At 35.2% G+C, this 22,057-nt stretch carries 15 protein-coding genes; 4 read left to right on the top strand and 11 right to left on the bottom strand.

All coding sequences use genetic code 11. The features are described 5' to 3' along the window. Window positions 1-14 precede the first annotated feature (14 nt). Complete coding sequence (opp3C, locus tag C7J90_RS06655) at window positions 15-1,016, bottom strand: oligopeptide ABC transporter permease (RefSeq protein ID WP_416060880.1); 1,002 nt, start codon at window positions 1,014-1,016, stop codon at window positions 15-17. A gap of 56 nt (window positions 1,017-1,072) precedes the next feature. Next, a complete protein-coding gene (gene opp3b / locus C7J90_RS06650; protein WP_103210541.1) occupies window positions 1,073-1,999 on the bottom strand; it encodes an oligopeptide ABC transporter permease in 927 nt (308 codons plus the stop codon). Window positions 2,000-2,235: 236 nt separating this feature from the next. Here opp3b and C7J90_RS06645 point away from each other — a divergent pair, with 236 nt between their 5' ends. Beyond that, window positions 2,236-2,625 (top strand): DUF3899 domain-containing protein, encoded by a 390-nt coding sequence (locus C7J90_RS06645; protein WP_319946182.1) that lies wholly within the window; start codon window positions 2,236-2,238, stop codon window positions 2,623-2,625. Window positions 2,626-3,456: 831 nt separating this feature from the next. Here the strand turns inward: C7J90_RS06645 and fabF are convergent. After that, a complete protein-coding gene (gene fabF, locus C7J90_RS06640) occupies window positions 3,457-4,701 on the bottom strand; it encodes a beta-ketoacyl-ACP synthase II (RefSeq protein ID WP_103210538.1) in 1,245 nt (414 codons plus the stop codon). Window positions 4,702-4,717: 16 nt separating this feature from the next. After that, window positions 4,718-5,659: a beta-ketoacyl-ACP synthase III gene (locus C7J90_RS06635; protein WP_103210535.1), complete on the bottom strand. Its 942-nt coding sequence runs from the start codon at window positions 5,657-5,659 to the stop codon at window positions 4,718-4,720. Between the two features lie 150 nt (window positions 5,660-5,809). Between C7J90_RS06635 and C7J90_RS06630 the strand changes: the two genes are divergently transcribed. Beyond that, window positions 5,810-6,004 (top strand): YjzD family protein, encoded by a 195-nt coding sequence (locus C7J90_RS06630; protein ID WP_103210533.1) that lies wholly within the window; start codon window positions 5,810-5,812, stop codon window positions 6,002-6,004. Window positions 6,005-6,155: 151 nt separating this feature from the next. On the opposite strand, the gene C7J90_RS06625 is transcribed toward C7J90_RS06630, so the two are convergent. From C7J90_RS06625 to C7J90_RS06615, 3 genes are all read right to left on the bottom strand, one after another. Further along, on the bottom strand, window positions 6,156-7,043 hold the full coding sequence (locus C7J90_RS06625) for a 5'-nucleotidase, lipoprotein e(P4) family (protein ID WP_103210531.1): 888 nt from the start codon (window positions 7,041-7,043) through the stop codon (window positions 6,156-6,158). Between the two features lie 302 nt (window positions 7,044-7,345). Then, entirely contained in the window at window positions 7,346-9,961 is a 2,616-nt protein-coding gene (clpB, locus tag C7J90_RS06620; protein WP_103210529.1) for an ATP-dependent chaperone ClpB, read from the bottom strand. Between the two features lie 204 nt (window positions 9,962-10,165). Further along, a complete protein-coding gene (locus C7J90_RS06615; RefSeq protein WP_103210527.1) occupies window positions 10,166-10,474 on the bottom strand; it encodes a metal-sulfur cluster assembly factor in 309 nt (102 codons plus the stop codon). Window positions 10,475-10,584: 110 nt separating this feature from the next. Between C7J90_RS06615 and C7J90_RS06610 the strand changes: the two genes are divergently transcribed. Together C7J90_RS06610 and C7J90_RS06605 are read left to right on the top strand one after the other, a co-directional pair. Beyond that, window positions 10,585-11,403, top strand: coding sequence for a Cof-type HAD-IIB family hydrolase (locus tag C7J90_RS06610; protein WP_103210525.1), 819 nt, complete (start codon window positions 10,585-10,587; stop codon window positions 11,401-11,403). Window positions 11,404-11,427: 24 nt separating this feature from the next. Next, complete coding sequence (locus C7J90_RS06605) at window positions 11,428-12,753, top strand: CoA-disulfide reductase (protein ID WP_103210523.1); 1,326 nt, start codon at window positions 11,428-11,430, stop codon at window positions 12,751-12,753. Between the two features lie 71 nt (window positions 12,754-12,824). Here C7J90_RS06605 and C7J90_RS06600 read toward each other — a convergent pair whose 3' ends face one another. From C7J90_RS06600 to addB, 4 genes are all read right to left on the bottom strand, one after another. Further along, entirely contained in the window at window positions 12,825-13,214 is a 390-nt protein-coding gene (locus C7J90_RS06600; RefSeq protein ID WP_103210521.1) for a YisL family protein, read from the bottom strand. A gap of 587 nt (window positions 13,215-13,801) precedes the next feature. After that, a complete protein-coding gene (locus C7J90_RS06595) occupies window positions 13,802-14,716 on the bottom strand; it encodes a fumarylacetoacetate hydrolase family protein (protein ID WP_103210519.1) in 915 nt (304 codons plus the stop codon). Between the two features lie 80 nt (window positions 14,717-14,796). Next, a complete protein-coding gene (gene addA, locus C7J90_RS06590; RefSeq protein ID WP_103210517.1) occupies window positions 14,797-18,447 on the bottom strand; it encodes a helicase-exonuclease AddAB subunit AddA in 3,651 nt (1,216 codons plus the stop codon). Next, entirely contained in the window at window positions 18,422-21,910 is a 3,489-nt protein-coding gene (addB, locus tag C7J90_RS06585) for a helicase-exonuclease AddAB subunit AddB (RefSeq protein WP_103210515.1), read from the bottom strand. The genes addA and addB overlap by 26 nt, the downstream gene beginning before the upstream one ends. Window positions 21,911-22,057: the final 147 nt, after the last annotated feature.

Here is a 22,057-nt window from a genome sequence, read left to right as displayed (position 1 = left end):
TATTTTTGCCTCCTTTATTTCCGCATTTTAGGGTCAAATGCATCGCGTAGACCATCACTAAATAAATAGAAAAATAGAATAAGCAAACTCAGTATCACTGCTGGTATAAATAATTCATGCGGATGAATCAGTAACATTGCACGCCCTTCGTTCACCAATGATCCTAGTGACGTTTTAGGTGCAGGTACACCGATACCGATAAAGCTTAAGAAAGCTTCAAAAAAGATAGCACTCGGTACTGTAAACATCGATGTGACAATAATTGCTCCTAATGAGTTAGGCAAAATATGTTTGAAAATAAGCTTAAAGTCTGATGTCCCTAATGTACGAGATGCCAGTACAAACTCTTGATTTTTTAGCTTTAAGAATTCCCCACGTACTACCCGACTCATACCAATCCATCCCGTGATCGTCATCGCAAGTATAATAGTCCATATTGAAGGTTCAAAGATTAATACGAAAAGTATCACGACAATCAAGTTCGGTATCGATGAAATAATCTCAATGATACGTTGCATAATATCATCAACACGTCCTCCAAAATAACCTGATATCGCACCATAAATGACACCGATAAAGATATCTAATAACGCTGCAACAAGTCCTATAAACAATGAAACTTGTGCCCCTTGCCAAGTACGCGTCCATAAGTCACGTCCGAGCTGATCCGTTCCGAACCAAAAGTTTTCATTTACATTAGCATTTTCATATGCATTGCCATCAACCCCTTCACCATCAAATGGTAAAAACGGGATTTGATCTAAGACTGCAATTTTAGGCGGTAAATTACGTCGTTCGACATCTTGTTCAGCATAGTCATGACGACTTAATAGAGGACCGATTAACGCGAATAAAATGATAGTTATAAGTCCAATCATTCCAATTACCGCTAATTTATTTCGTTTAAGTTGTGACCAAGCATCTTGCCAAAATGTACGTCCCTCTCGTTGAAGTTCTTGTTCTCCACTTTCTGGTGTACCTGTACGAATGAAATCTTCATGGATAACACCTGACATTTGAACCGTTGCACCAGAATGGTCATCATGTGGTAAGTTGCGTTTATCTTTCACCATTATTTCTTACCTCCTTGCAAACGAATTCGTGGATCAATTAATCCGTAAAGTACGTCCACTATAAAAATGGAAACAATAAACAACGTACTAAAAAGTAAAGTGATTGCCATAATCACTGAAAAGTCATTCGTCGTAATCGATCTCACAAATTGATCACCAAGCCCTGGAACCCCGAAAATATTTTCAATTGTCAACGTACCTGTTAATATGCTCGCTAACATTGGGACTAAGATGGTAATAACCGGTATTAATGCATTTCTCAAGGCATGACCAAATAATACTTTTGTCATCGTGTTCCCCTTTGCTCTTGCAAGTAATATGTAATCTGAACTTAAAACTTCAATCATTTCTGCTCGAATATATCGTGCAACAGTTGCCAATACAACTGCAGACAAAGCAAGAGATGGCAATATTGCTGTAGATATCCCTTCCCATCCTGCAACAGGTAACCACTGAAGTCTTACTGCAAAAACATACTGTAATAATACTGCAAGTACAAACGATGGTACCGAAATAGCAATAACGGATATAACGGTCGCCAGATAATCGACCCACGTATTTTGACGGGTCGCCGCAATCACTCCCAAAATTACTCCGACAATCACGCCAATAATCATAGCAAATACCCCCATTTGAAATGATGGAACTAATCTTGGTTTGATTAACTCCCAAACAGGCTGATTATCATATTGGAACGAATTACCAAAATCTCCTTTAACTACATTTTTCATATAATTTGCGTATTGAACGGGTAATGGATCATTAAGTCCATATTTTTCATTCAACATCGTTTTTTGCTCTTCATTTAACTTTTCATCATTAAACGGCGAGCCTGGCATTAATTTCATTAAGAAAAATGTGATTGTAATAATGATTAATAATGAAATAACCATATATAACAACCGTTTTAATGTGTACCTAATCATGTGTTGATTCCTCCTTGCCCAAATTAACATTCCCTTCTAAATTTTCAGAAATATTATTTTCATTATAGTCATTTGTCAGATTTTAATCAATATTGTTTTAATTTAGAGTATTAAAGTAATTGTTAATATTTATACAATATTTGTAAAATTTATATAAAAAACGTGCTATTGCATGATGACTTTATGTACCATTTTTAAGCCTTTTAAGTTACAATACTTGAAAACGATATAAAGGAATGGGTCACATGCAATTTTTCAATATTAAAACGTTTGTTATCCCTATACTTACTATTTTACTAAGTGTTATTTTTTGGTTTTTCACCTATCATTCGTGGGTTCATTTCATCAATACATTTTTCGTCATTTCCTTTATTTTTGGAATTTTTTTATTTATATTATTGGTAATACAAGAGGGCATTCTCGACACAACAAGTTATGGTTTTAGAAAATTTAGATACCAATTGATGCGTCAAAAGACAAAAGTGTTATACAAAGATGATGATTTTTTTAATCCTAAAACACCTAAAAAGCCTTTTTACATTGTTCAACCATGGATTAAAGGGGCATTATTGATACAACTGGGTTTCATATTATTATCTATCATTCTTGCTTTTTTAATTGCTTAATTTTACAAGTATTAAATATGACAAACTATTAATCTATCAAAAATAATTAGTGAATTAATAAAATCATTTTCTTTTTATATTTCATAACTGGTATGGATAACATCATAATCGTTTCGTTTCTATTATCATTTAAACTATAGCTCATACAATGAAAGTAAACGACGCACGTTCACTGTTCTGCTTGTTTTTTGAAGCGTTTTGTATGCATTACCTACCTCATTAAAATAGGAAGAAACTGGTTATGTTATTATGATTGATTTTAATTCATTTCGCTTTTCTCCATTGCAATGTGAATCTTGCAATAAATTCGGCTCTCAGTCAAATTGGACTGGTCGCATTAAATTAAGGCGTTATGCAATAATGGATTGCTTAACTCCTTTTTCGTTGTGTGATCATAAAGCCTTGAACATTAATGCCTCTTTTAATACAACATAAATCAGTAAAATTGAGTTGGTAAAACATATTTTATAACTTAGGGATGTGAATAAATATAGCGAATTTGATTGTTTCCTAAGCCGAGACTTCTGAGGCATCTTGCCGTAACCGAAAATCCATTTTAAGATTGGGTAAGTTCAATCTTAAAATGAGTTGAGGTGAGGCGCCTAGAAAAGCGAGGCTTTATGAACAATCAAATAAATGAAATTATTTATACACCAGTCCGATTTACTATAGAACCATAAATTCTCCATAAAAAAAGACGAACGAGCTTCTAACATTTGCTCATTCGTCTTTTTTGTAGTCAATGTTTAGATAAAAAGTAGGTAACTTTTGGTTGGAACTGCTTATCAGTTTCCAAAGAACGTTACTACGTTCTAGCCTATACTTTTTGAATTAATCATTAAATTTTTTAAAAACAAGTACTGCATTATGTCCGCCAAATCCTAAGCTGTTACTCATTGCGTATTCAATATCTAAATCCACAGCTTTATTTGGCGTAATATCTAAATCGATCTCAGGATCAGGTGTATTGGCATGAATTGTCGGCGCAACTTTACTGTCTCTAATTGATAGAATTGAAAAGATAGCTTCAATACCACCTGTGGCACCTAATAAATGACCAGTCATTGACTTAGTCGAACTAATTTTTAAAGATTTCGCCGCTTCTCCAAACGTTTTTTGAATCGCTTGTATTTCGTATAAATCTCCAACTGGTGTGCTTGTACCATGTGCATTTAAATATTGTACGTCTTTAGGCTCAATACCAGCATCATTTAATGCTGCTTCCATTGCACGCGAACCTCCTTCGCCTTCAGGAGCCGGTGCTGTGATATGATGAGCATCACCTGTTGAGCCATATCCTACAACTTCTGCATAAATATTTGCTCCACGCGCTTGTGCTGACTCTAGTGACTCAAGAACGAGTATTCCTGCACCTTCACCCATTACAAAGCCGTCACGTCCTTCTTGGAAAGGACGACATGCCGTTTCAACATCATCATTTGTTGATAATGCACGACTCGCACTAAATCCTGCGATAGACATATGTGTAATAGGCGCCTCTGTTCCACCTGCAATCATAACATCTGCATCGCCACGTTCAATAAATTTAAAAGCTTCACCTATTGAATTGGTTGCTGTTGCACAAGCAGTCACCGTTGATCCATTAGGCCCTTTTGCACCTAAGTCAATTGAAACTTGTCCTGATGCCATATCCGGAATAAGCATAGGTACAAAAAACGGACTCACTCGACGTGGTCCACGTTTTTGAAGTTGCTCGAATGCTTCTTCAAACGTTTCCATACCACCTATTCCTGAACCAATCCATACACCAACACGATTTGCATTTGTTTCATCAATCGTTAAACCAGAATCTTCAATAGCTTGTCGTGCAGCGACCACCGCATATTGTGTAAATCGCGCCATTTTACGTGCTTCTTTCTTAGGAATATACGATTCAACATCAAAGTCTTTTAATTCTCCTGCTATATGTACCTGATAAGGATCAGTATCAATTCTTGTAATCGAGTCGATACCGTTGACACCATTTAAGGCATTATTCCACATTGTAGGTACGTCATTACCAATCGGTGATAATGCACCTAAACCTGTCACTACAACACGTTGCTTCTTTGTCATATTTTTTCCTCCTCTACTATTTACCCCATCTTATGACAACTGATCCCCATGTCAATCCGCCACCAAAACCGACTAACACGAGTACATCATCATCTTTAATTTTACCATTTTTTAACTCTTGACCTATACTCAAAGGAATAGAAGCAGCAGATGTATTGCCATACTTATCTACTGAAACACTCATCTTTTCTTTAGGTAATTTAAGGCGCTGACGTGATGATTCCATAATTCTAATATTAGCTTGATGTGGGATAAACATATTAATATCATCTGACGTCATATTTGCTTTTTCTATTGCACGTGAAGATGAATCTCCCATAACTCTTACAGCAAACTTAAATACTTCGCGCCCATTCATTCGTATAAAATTTGTATCATTATCTTGGTATAAATATTTGCCACCTATACCATCAGAACCTAGTTCATAACTTAAAATACCACGGTTTTCTGAGACTTCACCAATAATCGCTGCTCCAGCACCATCACCAAATAAGATTGCTGTTGAACGATCATTCAAATCTGTAATTTTGGAAAGTTTATCAGCCCCAACAACTAAAACATTATGATAGTCACCTGAAAGTACAAATGATCTCGCTGTCACAATACCATACATAAAACCTGTACAAGCAGCAAGTTGATCCATTGATGCTACTTTCTGAAGACCAAGTCGTTCTTGCAACATATTGGCTACAGTTGGAAAACGGTGATCTCCTGTAGACGTCGCTACGATAACCATGTCGATGTCATTTGGCTTGATACCTGCATCTTCAATTGCTCGTACACTTGCTTCATAAGCTAAGTCTGACGTATCTTGTTGCTCATGAGCCCATCTACGCTCTTTAATTCCTGTCATTTGAGAAATCCATTCATCTGATGTTTCAAGGTACGATTCGAAATATGCATTATCAATAACACGTTCAGGCACGTATGTCCCAAACCCTTTTATACCTACGTTCATGGTTTGAACACCTTCTTTTAATTTTTTAATACCAGGTAATAATTTAACATATATAATTAAAAGATTACAAGTGAGATGCTATGCGACACTATACAAATAGATATAATATTATTATAATAGAATTATCATTTCATACGGAGGCAAAATTCAATGAAATACATTGTAACATTAGTTTGGGCTATATTATTATTAGAAATGGTTAACTTTGTATTAAATAGCTTAAATGGTGGTGGTTCAGTTGATGTAATAACGCCGCTAGTTGTCGCTGTCATTACTACAATTGCTGTCATTATTTTAGGCAAAGCGATGACGCCACCCAAATATGAAGAGCATCAACCTAAATAAGTTATATACTTAAAAATGACAACACGCTATTTTAGTGTGTTGTCATTTTTTAACATGATACGTTGATTCATTCAAACAATTGCAGACTTCCTGTCTAGAAAACCGTTATACAATGAATGAAGAACTTCTATAATTATCTAAATGTGACGGATTACACTTGATAATCTTGTACCTTTTGGCTTTTTGGATCAAAGAAATGAATAGATTCTTTTCTGAGTTGATCTTTTTGTGTTGCATCAATACTATAATCATTGTTGTATAATGTCGCTTCCCAACTGCCATACATTGGATTTGGGAAAATAATATATTTACTTCCAAATTCATCTTCGTGTTGTTTTAAGAAAGTGTCTCGTGCTTTTGCTGTAGGCTCAGAAGGTTCATCAAAATCTAATAAATTATCACCAAACAGCATCACCAAATTATATTGTGTACGCACTTGATTACGTCTTTCTGATTTACCATGTTCCCCTTCTTTTTTGAGTAACACGTGTTTAGAATTTGCTTGAGGTAATTTTTCTTTTTTCAAATTTTTAATCGTTGCATTTAAGTCTTTTTCATGTGAACGATCTGAAATATAAAAGATTTCTACATTATTTTTATGCGCATAATCTAAAAAGTCTTTAACACCATATACAGGCTCCGCTTGTGCAGAAGCAACCCACTCATGCCAACCTTCTGGAAATGTTTGTCCATATAATGCACTATACGCTTGATATGGTGAATTATCCAATACAGTTTCGTCGATGTCTAATGCGATTGCTAATTTCTTTCCACCTTTATGTTGCTTAATTTTTTGGCTCAAAGATTCTTTTGCTGCGTTATACCCTTGCGCATAAAGCGCCTTTGCTTCAGTAGAATTCTGATACCAAGATACACTCATTATATTTTGTTGACCAAGCGTTTGCTCTGCTGTTTGCATCGTACCTTGCGATTGCTCCGTAGCACTCTGCATTTCATCAGCTTGTACGGATTGAGCTAACGGTGCTGTTAATAGACTTGTTGCTATAAGTGTTGCTGATAGTTTTGCCCATTTGTGCATATTTTTTCACCTTTTTTCTATGTATTTAAAATCATGATAGATAGTATAGGAAGCGCCCCTATGATTCAATAAAAGCAAACATCCCTTCTCATAACATAAGACATGCGATTGATGAACTACTGTGACGTTACCATTCACTGCTTCTATCATTTTTATCATAAACATTTATTTATATAACATCAATATTTATTTGATATAAATATTTTCAACATCTATTTTTTAGTTATATATCATGATTAACTTTCATTAAAAAAGACGAGATGATTCCTTTTAAAAAGTTCATCTCGTCTAAATAGTATAGATTAAGCCTCTAGTGTTGGTTTTTCAATATCAAAAGCAATTTCGTTATCTTTTAAATAACCGTGTACTCGTGTGCCTTCAGGTAAATTGTCTTTAATCATCAATCTTGCTAATGGTGTTTCAACATGTCTTTGGACAAATCGTTTAAGTGGACGTGCTCCAAATTGTGGCTCATACGCTTCTCGACCCATCCAATTTTCTGCTTCTTCGGACATATCCAGTTGGATACGTTGATCCATTAAGCGCATATTTAAGTTAACTAAAATTTTATCGACAATCATTTGCATATCATCAATTGATAATGGACGGAATAGTACAATGTCATCCATACGGTTCAATATCTCTGGTTTAAAGTATGCATTTAAACTTTGCATCACTTTATTTTCAGTTTCTTCCGTAATAACACCTGTATCTTTCACATCTTCAAGTAATATTTGTGATCCAATATTACTTGTCATAATAATGATTGTATTTTTGAAATCAACACGACGCCCTTTAGAATCAGTCAAGCGACCTTCATCTAAAATTTGAAGCAAGACATTAAAGACATCTGAGTGCGCCTTTTCAATTTCATCTAATAAAATGACCGAGTATGGGTTACGTCGAACGGCTTCAGTCAGTTGTCCACCTTCGTCATGCCCTACATAACCAGGAGGGGCTCCAATTAAACGTGAGACTGAATGTTTTTCCATGTACTCACTCATATCAATACGTATCATATGCTTTTCAGAATCAAATAATGACGATGCCAATGACTTTGCCAGCTCTGTCTTTCCGACCCCCGTTGGTCCAAGGAATAAAAATGAACCAATTGGACGATTTGGATCTTTAATTCCTGCACGTGCGCGTACCACTGCATCAGACACTAAATCAACTGCGCGGTCTTGACCCACAACGCGTTCGTGTAAAATATCGGATAAATGTAGCAGTTTTTCACGCTCTGTTTCGACAAGTTTAGATACAGGAATTCCTGTCCATTGACTCACAATTTCACCGATTTCTTCATCTGTTACGACCTCTCGAATAATACGATCTGCTTTGTCGTCGCCTTGATCTTCTTGAAAAGCCGCTTCTAATGTTTTGAGTTCTTTTTCTAATTCAGGTATTTTTCCGTGTTGAAGTATAGCTGCTTTTTCAAGGTCGTAATTGTTCTCAGCATCTTCTAATGCTTTACGACTTTCGTCAAGTTCTGCACGTTTTTCTTGAACTTTAGCTATTTTTTCTTTTTCTTCTTCCACACGTGCTTGAAGTTGTGCTTGTTTCTCTTTTTCTTCAGCTAATTCTTCTTGAAGTTCTTTTAAACGGATACGGCTTGCTTCATCTGATTCTTTTTTCAAAGCATTTTCTTCGATTTCTAGTTGCATTACGCGGCGGTTTGCCTGATCCAATTCTGTTGGGTTTGAACCCATTTCTGTTCGAATCGTTGCCGAAGCTTGGTCTACAAGATCAATTGCTTTATCCGGTAAAAAACGATCCGTGATATAGCGGTCTGATAATTCTGCTGCAGCTACAAGTGCTCTATCTTGAATGCGTACACCGTGGTGCACTTCGTAACGTTCTTTCAAACCACGTAAAATTGAAATCGTATCCTCTATATTCGGCTCAGAAACGTTAACCTTTTGGAATCGACGCTCTAATGCTGAATCTTTTTCGATATATTCACGATACTCATTTAATGTTGTTGCGCCGATACAGTGCAATTCACCCCGCGCTAGCATGGGTTTTAGCATATTGCCAGCGTCCATGGCACCATCCGTTTTACCTGCTCCTACTAACATGTGAATTTCATCAATAAACAGTAAAATGCGACCATCTGATTCTTTGACTTCTTTTAAAACGGCTTTAAGACGTTCTTCAAATTCACCTCGGTACTTAGCTCCAGCGACAAGCGCACTTAAATCAAGCTCAAATACTGTTTTATCTAACAATGACTCTGGGACGTCTTTTTTGACTATACGTTGTGCAAGCCCTTCTACAATGGCTGTTTTACCAACACCTGGTTCTCCAATTAAGACGGGGTTATTTTTCGTTTTTCGACTTAATATACGTATTGTATTTCTGATTTCTTCATCTCGCCCAATAACTGGATCCATATTTCCTTTACGCACTTCTTCGACTAAATCTCTTCCGTATTTAGACAGTGCTTCATAGTTCACTTCAGGGTTTTGTGTTGTCACATGATTCCCTCCTCTTAATTTTTTAATCACTTCGATGATAACTTCTTTTTTATTTTGTACAAATTGTTGTGTCGTTGAATCGACATCAATAGCAGCACGAACGATATGCTCCATTGAAATAAACTCATCTTCATATGATTTCATATATGACTCAGCTTTATTAAACAGCTGATGTGTCTGAGATGATACGTATTGTCCATATTGAACATTATCCCCTTTAACAGTTGGATAATTTTTAAGTTTATTTTCATATGCATCTTTTAAGGCATTTGTATCTACGTTCGCGCGTTCTAAAATGATTTGATATAAACTATCTGTTTCTTCAAGGACTGCTTTTAGAACAGCCTCTACTTCAACGTTTGTTAACTTATAATCTTTAGTATATTCAATTGCTTTTTGAAGTGCGTTTTGAATAGAATGTGTCATTTGATTAATATTCAAAAGGCCTCACTCCTTACATTGATAAAATGATTTTTTGACTTTGACTTTCTTTGACTATATTAATAGTATAAACGCTAAACAGGAATATTTCAATAGTTGTGTTTGACTTTCTTTGACTTTTTTTATTTTGGTGCATAGATATTTTCTAATGAAAAGAGGAACATTGATATCACTACATCAACATTCCTCAAATCATACCTTTATTTAATTAACACCTAATGCAATTTTTGCATAACGTGACATCATATCTTTATTCCAAGGTGGATTCCAAACGATATTGACTTCAGTATCTTTAATCTCTGGTAATTCACCTAATGCTGTTTTGACTTGATCGACAATTTGTGGCCCTAATGGACAACCAATAGAAGTTAAAGTCATTTCAACTGTACATAATCCATCATCATCTAAATCCACTTTATATACAAGACCTAAATTAACGATATCTATACCTAATTCAGGGTCAATAACATTTTCTAATGCACCTAAAATACTATCTTTTAACGCCTCTTCCATACTTTTCACCTCTTTGAAAACTTACTAACATCAATATATCAAAATCAACACAGTTGTACAATAAAATGCTATGATATGGGTACACAGACAGTTGTATTAAGGAGAGTCACATGAAAAAGTATTTAATTTGTTTAGATTTAGATGGGACATTATTAGATGATACTAAAGAAATCCCTCAATATACATTTAAAGTTTTAACAGCGTTACAAAACCAAGGTCATATATTAATGATTACAACAGGAAGACCTTACCGTGCAAGTAGACGTTACTATGAAGAATTGAACATGCACTCCCCTGTCATTAACTTTAATGGCGCATACATTCATCACCCGCTGGACTCCAATTTCAAAGTATTACATGAACAATTGGATCAATCTTTATCGTATAGTATCCTTGAAACTTTAAAGAAAATGAATGTTAAAAATATTATTGCTGAAGTGATGGATTGTGTCTATATCGATAAGCCTGACCCACGGCTATTTGATGGCTTTAGTGTCGGCAATCCTAAAACTGAAGTTGGCGATTTACGCTATATTTTAAAAGAAGACCCTACGAGTATTCTGATTGAAGCCGAAGAGTATATGATTCCTAGAGTTAAACAAGCTTTAACACGTTTTTATGCCGAAAACATTGAACATCGTCGTTGGGGTGCACCGTTTCCAGTCATAGAAATTGTCAAAAAAGGCATTAGTAAAGCAACTGGTATTGATTACGTACGTCACTACCTTGATATTGAGCGTGATGCTATTATTGCTTTTGGCGATGAAGATAATGACCTTGAAATGATAAAATATGCGAAATACGGCATAGCTATGGGAAATGCGATTGATGAATTAAAACACGTTGCCCACTCATGCACGCTTTCAAATAATGAGGATGGCATAGGAGTGTATCTAAACGAATTTTTCAATCTTAATATACCAAAATAAACAAACTAAAGGAGCATTGTTGATATGACGAGAAAAATAATTATCGTTGGTGCAGTAGCTGGTGGTGCCACATGTGCAAGTCAAATTCGACGATTAGATTCATCAAGCGAGATTACAGTTTATGACAAAGGAGCCTTTATGAGTTTTGCAAATTGTGGCTTACCTTATTATTTAGGCAATGTGGTCAAAGAACGTGATGATTTATTACCAGAGACACCCGAATCCTTTAAATCCAATCGTAATATTAATGTTAAATTAAAACATGAGGTCATCGCAATCGATAGTAAAAATCAAACCGTTACAATTCATAACCATGAAAATGGTCATACATTTAAGGATGCCTATGATGTTTTAGTATTGAGTCCAGGTGCACGTGCACGTCAACTTAATTTTGATTCGTCACGACTTTTTACATTACGTAATATGGAAGATACTGATCAAATTGAATCTTTTATTGAGGCGCACCAAGTTAACGATGTACTTGTGGTTGGGGCTGGTTATATCAGTTTAGAAGTCGTTGAAAATATGTATGAGCGCGGATTAAATCCTACTTTGATTCATCGTTCTGAATCCATCAATAAACTTATGGATCAAGATATGAATGCGGTCATCTTTGACGCATTGAAATCACATCAGATTTCTTACCGTTTGAATGAAGAGATTAAATCTATCAATGATAAAGAGGTCACTTTTACATCAGGGTTAGTAGAATCTTATGACTTAATTATCACAGGTGTGGGTGTTATTCCGAATTCAGAGTTTATACAAGATTCTGGTGTCAATATAAACGACCAAGGTTATATTCCAGTAAATGATCATTTTCAAACTAACATTCCTAACATCTATGCTATTGGTGATATTACAACACATCATTATCGTCATGTTGATTTACCAACGCATGTCCCTCTCGCTTGGGGTGCTCATCGTGCTGCAAGTATTGTCGCGGAGCATTTAATCGGCAATACTCACGTTCGTTTTAAAGGGTTTTTAGGGGCAAATATTGTCCAATTTTTTGAGTACACGTTAGCAAGTACAGGTGTTTCAACTGCTGATCTTTCAAAATTCAACTATCGCGTTATCGATGTCAAAAATGGGACACATGCAGGATATTATCCTCAAAATTCAGAAGTTCATTTACGTGTCTATTTTGATACTGATACACGGCAAATCATTCGTGCAGCTGCTGTAGGTCAAAAGGGTGTTGATAAACGTATCGATGTATTAACGATGGCTATGATGCATCATGCAAAAGTGGATGACTTGGTCGAATTTGAAGTCGCCTATGCACCACCATACAGTCATCCTAAAGATTTGATTAATATGATAGGATATAAATCTCGAAATCACTAATAAGAATGAGATAGCAAAAATGTCTATCATCATACGCTTATTTAAGCAATTAATGATGATAGACATTTTATTTAGTGAAAGAGTCCAGTAATAGGTCCCCAAGGCAAAATAGCACCTAAAAGAATCGTGATAATCGCAACAACCCATGTCCACACAAACAGCTTACGACTTGAAGTTGCCTTTTTCTTACGTGCTAATGTCACTTCCATTAACCCCACAACAGCTAATCCACCAACCATCTTCAATGTTAATAGCATATGGTTTGCATCTCCACTCATAAACGCTTTTGAAATAAGCCAAAAGCCTGTAATCAATACAAATACCATAAAAAGACGTAATGCCATGTGTAGTGGCTTAAATAATGGCGTTGCGCCTTGTTTATCTGAGAAATTTTCATATGCTGCAAAAAATAGAATTAGCAAAATAACCCAACTTATAATATGCAAATTTGTTAAAAGCATTATTTTCCCTCCTTTTATACACCTTGTCTATCATAACATATTCAATGCCTTGATACTTATCCATTTCCATTATTCAACCTTTAAAAACCTCGAATAACCCTTGCACTTCTTCAAATGATATGTGAATTTTAAAGGCGCTCAGTCAAATTGGACTGGTCGCATTAAATTAAGGCGTTATGCAATAATGGATTGCTTAACTCTTTTTTCGTTGTGTGATCATAAAGTCTTGAACATTAACGCCTCTTTTAATACAACATAAATCAGTAAAATTGAGTTGGTAAAACATATTTTATAACTTAAGGGTGTGAATAAATATAGCAAATTTGATTGTTTCCTAAGACGAGACTTCTGAGGCATCTTGCCGTAACCGAAAATCCATTTTAAGATTGGGTAAGTTCAATCTTAAAATGAGTTGAGGTGAGACGTCTAGAAAAGCGAGGCTTTATGGAACAATCAAATAAATGAAATTATTTATACACCAGTCCGATTTACTATAGAACCTTTTTAAATATACTCATCTAAGTAACATAAAAAAATGGAATGAAGATGCATCTTAATATGCACCTTCATTCCAGCCTTTATATCGATTATGATTCTTCTGATTTAGAAATGTAATTTGTTAAAGTACCAATGTTATCAATGGTCACTTTGACTTCATCACCTGGTTGTAAAAATTGAGGTGGATTCATACCTGCACCTACCCCAGCTGGCGTTCCAGTTGCGATAATATCACCTGGATGTAACGCAACATATTTTGAAATTTCTTGAATTAATTCATCAATTTTGAGTATCATCTCTGAAGTATTACCATCTTGACGTATCTTATTATTCACTTTAGTAACGATATTTACATTTTCTGGTGTCGGTAACTCATCTTTTGTGACGATGTACGGTCCCATTGGACAAGCGCCTGTTAAACTTTTTGATAAGAATGCTTGATCGTGTTGTTTTTGCGCTTTGCGGTCAGTAATATCATTAATAATTGTATAACCATACACATAATCCAACGCTAGACCTTTTGGTATTTTGGAACCGTGTTTGCCAATGACAATACCGAGTTCACCTTCATAGTCTAATTGATCAGTCACATCTTTATGATTTGGAATTGTGCTTTCATCACCAGTTAAAGATGAAGCGGCTTTAGTGAAAACATATAATCGGTCGACCTCGTGATTGAGCTCTTGTGCGTGATCCTTATAATTGCGACCAAAAGCAATGACATTATTTGTAGGCGTCACTGGTGGCAAAAATTCAATCTCTTCAAATTGAACTTTATATGCTTCAGCACGACCACTTTCCTCAGCAGCAACAACAGCTTTACGTACTTGCTCTTGAAAATCTACTGTTTGATTATGTTGCAATCCTTCTAATAACGTTTTAGGCTGAAAATCTCCTTCCACGAAGTCAGCGAATACTTTTATTAAATCCCAAGCTGCTTCTTCACGCTTTACTTTAACACCATAAGACGTTTGATCTTTATGTTTGAATGATAAAAATTTCATTCATCATCAGCTCCTAACTTATATCTTATTCGTATTATAACGAAAAATTTAGACAAATCACAAATTATTGTCATTCCCTATTAATTTATGAAAATTTCACCAAACTTAAAGAAATATAGACGACCTGATACCGGTCGTTTTAAAATCGTTTCAAGTGCACGTTTGTAATATTCCATTTGAACGCGATACTTTTCTCGCAACTGTTGACCTATTTCATCATCTGTCATTCCTTTACGTCGAACGAACACATCTGTTTTATAATCTACAAAATGGTATGTTCCATCTTTGACGAATACAAGGTCTATCATCCCTTGAATAATAGATGAATCTTCCTGTGTCCCTTCTTGTTCAACGTCATTCTGATTAACAATAAATGGCAATTCGCGATATATTTGGTCACTTGTAGCAATTGTTTGGTACAACTTGCTGTTAATAAAATCACGTATCTCAGACTTTCGAATATATCGTATATCTTCAGCTTTAATAATCGAATGAACCACAAGTTTGTCAAAGTATGCATCTAGCTCATCATCCGTAAGTCCCTCTGCTTGGAATGGTAAATGTTGCATCACCGTGTGCATCAGTGTTCCAATTTCTGTTGGTGTTAATCGATCTTCTTGCATAAAGCTTGGACGATCATATGTCGCCACGCCTAATTGGTATTGTCTTACACGATCATAACTCGTATTTGCTTGTTCTGTTTCCATTAATCGCTTAAGTTCAGACACAGATTGCTTTGAAGCGTGTTGTGTAGCTTTTCGATGAGGATACTCATAAAGCAACTGTGCCTCGATTAATTCAAGCGTTGATTGCTGCGTTGGTTCAAGTGCCAAACGATTTTTTAACGTTTCAATTGACCGTTTTTGTGCTGTGTCATCGGTTTCTTCTACTGGTAGAATATCTTCGGCTTTAATATAGTTTAATGACACAGATGGACGAAGCGATTCTTCTTTATCTGCTAGTTCTCCTGCAAATAAATATTGGTCTAATATATCTGTACTTAAATGCTTACTCAGCACACTGTAAATCAATTGAAATGGCGTTTTGGCGTTCAGTCTCTCAATTGTCGTTAACTTATCATGTTCAATTGGCGTTTCTCTTAACTTTGCTAACTTTTCGTCATCATCTGTTGTTCCTATTAAATAAAGCTGTTCTTTTGCTCGAGTTAAAGCAACATACACTAATCGCATCTCCTCTGAAATCAATTCTTTTTGATTTATTAAGTCAATTGTCATTGATATTAAAGATGGATAAAATAGTCCTTCTGTTTCATCAAAATATTGTAATCCCAATCCTTCGTGCTGATTCAGTACAACAGGTCGTCCCAAATCCCGCATATTAAACTTTCGGCTTAAGCCAGAATAAATGACAAACGGGAACTCAAGCCCTTTACTGCTATGAATCGTCATTAATCGAACAACATTATCATTAGGGCCTATTACATTTTCTTCACCAAAGTCTTTGCCGCGTTCAATCATTTGATCAATAAAACGAATAAATTGAAACAGACCTCTAAAACTTGAATTTTCAAAATCAACAGCTTTATTAAACAACCCATATAAATTGGCGCGGCGACCTTTGCCACCTGTTAACCCACTGAAATATTGGATCAAATAGTGATCATTATATAATTTATCAATCAGTTGATACACTGTATGATGACGACTATATGATTGATATTTCGTCAAGTCATCTAAGAAATGATTTAACTTATCTACTAAAGTCTGTTCCTTTTCCTCAAACGCTAAATAGTGCTGTATAGATTGATAAAAATAGACTTCATCTGGTGCAGTCACACGGATTTTAGCAAGCTCTTCTTCCGTAAATTGATAGATAACCGAACGCATTAATCCAACTAAATAAACATCTTGAAGCGGATTATCAATTGTTCTTAGAAAAGAGAGCATTAAACGGACTTCAGTTTGTTCAAAATAGCCTTGTTTACTATTCACAAACAATGGAATATCTTTATCTTTAAATACTTGTTGTAATTGACGTGCATTATTGTTATTCCGTTCTAAAATCACGATATCTTTATATGTTGCTTTACGGTATGTGTTTGTTTGAGTATCATATACTTTTTGAGTTTCAAGTATCGTTTGAACTTGTTGCGCTACAAGATGTGCTTCTTGTTCATTTATATCAAGGTCACTATTCTGATCTTTCACTAATACATTAAAGTGAAGTGGCACATCGACCTCATCAAATGATGCACCATAGTATAATCGTGCTGCATGATCATATTCTATTTCACCCACTTGGCTATCCATCATATGATGAAATAAATAATTGGTTGTTGATAGCACTTCTTTTCTTGAACGAAAGTTTTGGGATAAATCGATGCGCCAGCCTTTTGTTTCATCAGTTCGATTAAAACGCTCATATTTTTCAATAAATAAACTTGGATCTGCTTGACGGAATTTATATATTGATTGCTTTACGTCTCCCACCATAAACAGATTACCATTCGATTCATCCCCACGTTTAATACTTGTGATAATCTCCTCTTGCACCTTATTCGTATCTTGATATTCATCAACCAAAATGTCATCAAATTTTTCACGATATAACTGCGCGATTTCTGATGGATTTCCCTCTTCATTCTTTAAAATTTGTAAGGCAAAATGTTCATAGTCTGAAAAATCTAGAATATTACGTTCACGTTTTGCTTTACTAAAAGCATCAATAACGTCATTTGTCAATTCTGCCAAATAAGCAACTCTCGGCGCTAAATGTATTAATTCTTCTGTTAAACTGTCATCTTCACGTGCTACAAACTCGTCCTGTACTTTTTGAATGTAACCTTTAAACTGATCATACGAACTTTTGAACTCTTCATATGCTTTGTTTAACATCTCATCTTTTCGTACGTCTGAAGGCTTCGCGGGCATTCTCCCCAATTGATATTCATGTAATTTGGACTTATTGATACGTGGTTCACTTAACAATGCATTCAAGAATTGGCGGTGATTGTCGATAAACGTTATATGTTTTGGATATTCACCAACTGACTCAAATTTTTGGTACGCCGCTTCTATCGCATTTTGTGCTGCAATTAAATAGAGTCGAACATACTCATCTAAGATCTTTAAGTAACGCTGTTGTAGCTCTCCATCTAAATAAGATTGATTTAATGCATTTAACCACGCTTTTGGATTTGGGTTTGCAATACTAAAATGATAGAGATTTTTTATAATATCACGTAAGCCTGCATCATCACGATCAGTAGAGATCTGTTCTGTGAGCGTCACGAATTCGGGCGCCAGACGATCGTAGTGTACCTCTAAAACATCATCAATCACTTGCTCTAATAGTAAAATATTTTCTACTTCACTCGCTGTTTTAAAATTCGGATCTATATTTAAAACATCATAATGTTGCTGTATTAATTTCAAACAAAAACTATGCAATGTAGAAATATGAGCTTGCTGAATTTTACTTCTTTGATTTTTGAGGTGTTGATTTGACGGATCTTCTATAGATGCTTGCTGAATCCGTGCTTCAATACGATGTTTCATCTCACGAGCACTTAGATTCGTAAAAGTAACAACCAACAAACGATCCACATCAATACCATCACGAATGATCCGTTGAATGATACGTTCAACTAAAACAGCAGTTTTTCCAGATCCTGCAGCTGCAGCTACTAAGACATCTCTACCCTGTGCATATATACTCTCCCATTGCGCATCTGTCCATTGAACGTTATCGGGCTTCGTTGGAATTGTCATCTTCATCCTCCTCTCTTATCTCCTTCTCAAGTAATTCAATCGGATTGATTTTTTCATCAACTTGTCTATATTTACGACTATCAATTAAACTATCCACGTGACAAACTGATTGGTAACTACAAAATTCACACGGTAATTTTTCTTTATATTTCAGAGGTGTCACAGAAGTATGACCATCCATAATATGTGTCGCTGTATTGATAAAATGATGCTGGTTATGTTTGATAAGTTGACGTATTACTTTTTCATCAGCAACCTTACTCGTTGCATACAGTGCGCCATCTTTCTTCATACCTAACGGCACAATATCCGACTTATATCCAGGTTCCATGCGAATATCATATGCATCTAACACATCCGGATCATTGTTAAGCAATCCGCTTAACTGATATGATTTTAAAAACTCATTCTCCAAATTATCTGGATTTAAATTAGACCACGAGCGCTTTTTATCTCTAAATTTATGAACATACATATACAAAAATCCTCCTGGTTTAACATCCTCTGTTAAATGGAGTCTTTCTTTATTTTGTAAAGCAATGTCCATGTAGGTCATCATTTGCATTTGTAATCCATAATAAACTTTAACGAGGTCCAACTGCGCACTGCCATCAGAAGATTTATAGTCAATAATATTAATAAAACTTTTGTCATGATGCTGGTAAACGTCAATTCGATCAATTTGTCCACGAATATTAATCGGTATACCTTGTTTCGTTTTTAATGTTTGCGCTTTTAATTCTTCGCTAGACCTCGGATTTTTTCGAAACGTCCTTTCAAATGCAATAGGTTTAAATTGAGAGTGTGTCGTTTGATGCTTCATCGCATGTAATGTGGCTTGTATGATCGCCCCAATTCGTTTAGATAAATATCGATAATATGAAGTAGAGTTTAAAAGGTTAAATTGTACATGAGGTAAGTACAAATCTAGCGCTTCTTCGGTTAGTGCTGTAATTTGTTTTGCCGTCAATTGATTCAACCGACCTTCAACTTTATCGGCAATATATCTTAAAACATCATGAAAAATCGTTCCTAAATCAAAACTTTGAAGTTGATATTTTGTTCGCTCATTCAATCGCAATCCATGTGATGCATAATGTTTGAAGGGACACTGTTGATAATTTTCAAAACGAGACACACTTGCATTGATAGACTTTCCATATAAGTCAATAGCCAGTTGAGGATGCAACTGAATCGTATGGTTATCATACGTTAAAGCCGTTTCTAAATGTTTAATATAATGATTTAAGGCATCGTGTTTTTTCATAGCATGATATACTGTAAACCATGTTTCAGAAATTAAACTTTCATCTAGCCATAATTTCATCGCCTCAAATAGATGTGTTTTCGTTTGATGAGGATGTTCCACTAATGATAAAGTATCTTGATCATGCTGATGCTTTATATTAATCACTTTTAAATTCGTAAACATATGCTGTATTTCATCAAGATAAGGACTTCTTTCTCTATTTGAGCCACTGCTATCCATCAAACTATATGAAAAGGAGACACGTTCAGTTGATCGCGTCATCGCAAAATAACAAACGAATGCTTCATCCATTTGAAGAATATCTGCAGTAGGACTTAATTGTAGTCCTGTATATGTCTCAAATCGCTTCTTTTCTTCATCTGATATTAAACTTGTACCATTAATCGATTGAGGCATGACGCCATCATTCATCCCAATTAAATAAACATGTTTTTTATTATCTACTTTCGCTAAGTCCATCGTTCCAATTGTCACTTGATCCAATGTTTGAGGAATCATTGAAAACTCTAACTCATTAAGACCAACATCTAAAATTTCAAGAAAACGCGTTAATGTCATCTCACGTGTATTAAAAACATTCACAATATCATCAAGAACGCGTATAAATCCATTCCAAATTTGATCAATCTCTTCAGCTTCAGTGTGTTTACCTGCAACATCAAGCATGTCCCGTTGCGTCATTAATTGATTTGGCAATTCAAAAGCTTCCATCACTTCATAAAAAGACGTTGCATAATCCCTCGCATGTTCGCCCTTTGTCAATCGCTCTTCAAATTGAAGTAACTTATTCATCACATCATTTTTCAAATCGATGACACGTTGATATCTTTCAATTTCTAATGCTGACAGTTCGCGATTCGGACGTGATCCTAACTTTTGGAATTGTTCAAGCTGAAAATAATTTGGATCGATCCATCGTTGACCATATATGCCTCGTTCGATTGCATAGTTTTCTAGTATATCAATAAGCCGATCACTATTTGCATAATGTTCTGTCAAAACATTCGTCTTAAATAAACGCATCAAAGGTTCAAAGTTCCAGCTTGTTCGAATGACTTCAATAAGCGCTCTCAACATTTCCATAATCGGATGGTCTGTCATCGATTGTTTAACATCTACGTTGTATGGAATGTCAAATTGAGGTAAAATCGATTCTAATAAATAGATATATGAAGGATCACGATATAAAATTGCAATATCGTTAAATCGATATTGGCGCTCTCGTGCATCTCTGAGTATACTTCTTGCCACTTCATTAATTTCCTCACGAGTTGTTGGTGCTTCCAATATTTGAATATCACCTTTTGCCTCTATACTTTCATCACGTTGTAACAAGTCAAACTGATGTTCCAATCTTTGTAAGTCTGTGTTTTTAAAACGTAACGGCGCTTTGAATACCTCTAATTCTATTGGCGTTTGACTACGCTTAGCAATAGCTTTCAGTTGTTTGAGTGACTCAGAAGGTTTGCGAAACATACTCAATACGTCTTCATCACCATTTGTCGTTAATAACACAGTGACTGAACGAGCATGATTAACGAGAGCTTCTATAATTTGATATTCCTGCGTTGAAAAGTTGTGAAATCCATCTATGTATATATCTGCTTGTTGTAACCATTTTGATCTTGGAATATTTTTAATAAAGCGATTCATTAAGGCTTCAGAAGAAATATAATCATCGGACATGCGCTCTATCAATTTCTCATAAACGAGTCCAATATCATGTAATTTATCACGCATCCTCAAGTCCAACTGCTCATCTTTAGCCGTTTCACGAATGACTTCAGGTGTTACAGCATATTTCTCAAAATCCTGTATCTGTTCACGTAATTTAGCGCTAAAACCGATATAACCCACTTGTGAATGATAGAGCTTTAACTGATGTTTTTCATCTTGCAAAATATCATAAATCATCATTTCAATCGCAATTGTCGAAATGCGCTTTTCTTGAATACCACCTAATTCTTGAAAGATCCGATGACTTAAACGCTCAAAATGTAAAACTTCAGCACGTAAACTCCCTTTAAGAATAGGATCATTAACAAATGCTTGTTCATATAAATATGTCCCTTGCATCGGGGTTATCACAATAATAGGACTTCCTAGAGGCTCTTCTTTTAATTGATTTTTAATCTCTTTTAACATTTGCATACTTTTTCCAGTACCTGCGCGTCCAATAAAAGTACGAAACATCGTAATCCCCCTCTTTTTTAATTTTATCGTCTTATATGAATGATATTGCTTCTATTATATCATTTGTATCAAAAAATCGATCTCCAAAATCATGTATCTTTAATAATGATAAAACGAGACAAAAACTAACATTTAATTAGCATTTGT

The organism is Staphylococcus felis (genome assembly GCF_003012915.1).
GTDB classification, from domain to species: Bacteria; Bacillota; Bacilli; order Staphylococcales; family Staphylococcaceae; genus Staphylococcus; species Staphylococcus felis.
This window is presented reverse-complemented; position numbering and strand designations above follow the sequence as displayed.

Excerpts from the sequence above, each read along its gene's own strand:
- opp3C (WP_416060880.1), bottom strand. The coding sequence starts at position 1,016 with ATGTCAGGTGTTATCCATGAAGATTTCATTCGTACAGGTACACCAGAA.
- opp3b (WP_103210541.1), bottom strand. The coding sequence starts at position 1,999 with ATGATTAGGTACACATTAAAACGGTTGTTATATATGGTTATTTCATTA.
- C7J90_RS06645 (WP_319946182.1), top strand. The coding sequence starts at position 2,236 with ATGGGTCACATGCAATTTTTCAATATTAAAACGTTTGTTATCCCTATA.
- fabF (WP_103210538.1), bottom strand. The coding sequence starts at position 4,701 with ATGACAAAGAAGCAACGTGTTGTAGTGACAGGTTTAGGTGCATTATCA.
- C7J90_RS06635 (WP_103210535.1), bottom strand. The coding sequence starts at position 5,659 with ATGAACGTAGGTATAAAAGGGTTTGGGACATACGTGCCTGAACGTGTT.
- C7J90_RS06630 (WP_103210533.1), top strand. The coding sequence starts at position 5,810 with ATGAAATACATTGTAACATTAGTTTGGGCTATATTATTATTAGAAATG.
- C7J90_RS06625 (WP_103210531.1), bottom strand. The coding sequence starts at position 7,043 with ATGCACAAATGGGCAAAACTATCAGCAACACTTATAGCAACAAGTCTA.
- C7J90_RS06615 (WP_103210527.1), bottom strand. The coding sequence starts at position 10,474 with ATGGAAGAGGCGTTAAAAGATAGTATTTTAGGTGCATTAGAAAATGTT.
- C7J90_RS06610 (WP_103210525.1), top strand. The coding sequence starts at position 10,585 with ATGAAAAAGTATTTAATTTGTTTAGATTTAGATGGGACATTATTAGAT.
- C7J90_RS06605 (WP_103210523.1), top strand. The coding sequence starts at position 11,428 with ATGACGAGAAAAATAATTATCGTTGGTGCAGTAGCTGGTGGTGCCACA.
- C7J90_RS06600 (WP_103210521.1), bottom strand. The coding sequence starts at position 13,214 with ATGCTTTTAACAAATTTGCATATTATAAGTTGGGTTATTTTGCTAATT.
- C7J90_RS06595 (WP_103210519.1), bottom strand. The coding sequence starts at position 14,716 with ATGAAATTTTTATCATTCAAACATAAAGATCAAACGTCTTATGGTGTT.
- addA (WP_103210517.1), bottom strand. The coding sequence starts at position 18,447 with ATGACAATTCCAACGAAGCCCGATAACGTTCAATGGACAGATGCGCAA.
- addB (WP_103210515.1), bottom strand. The coding sequence starts at position 21,910 with ATGTTTCGTACTTTTATTGGACGCGCAGGTACTGGAAAAAGTATGCAA.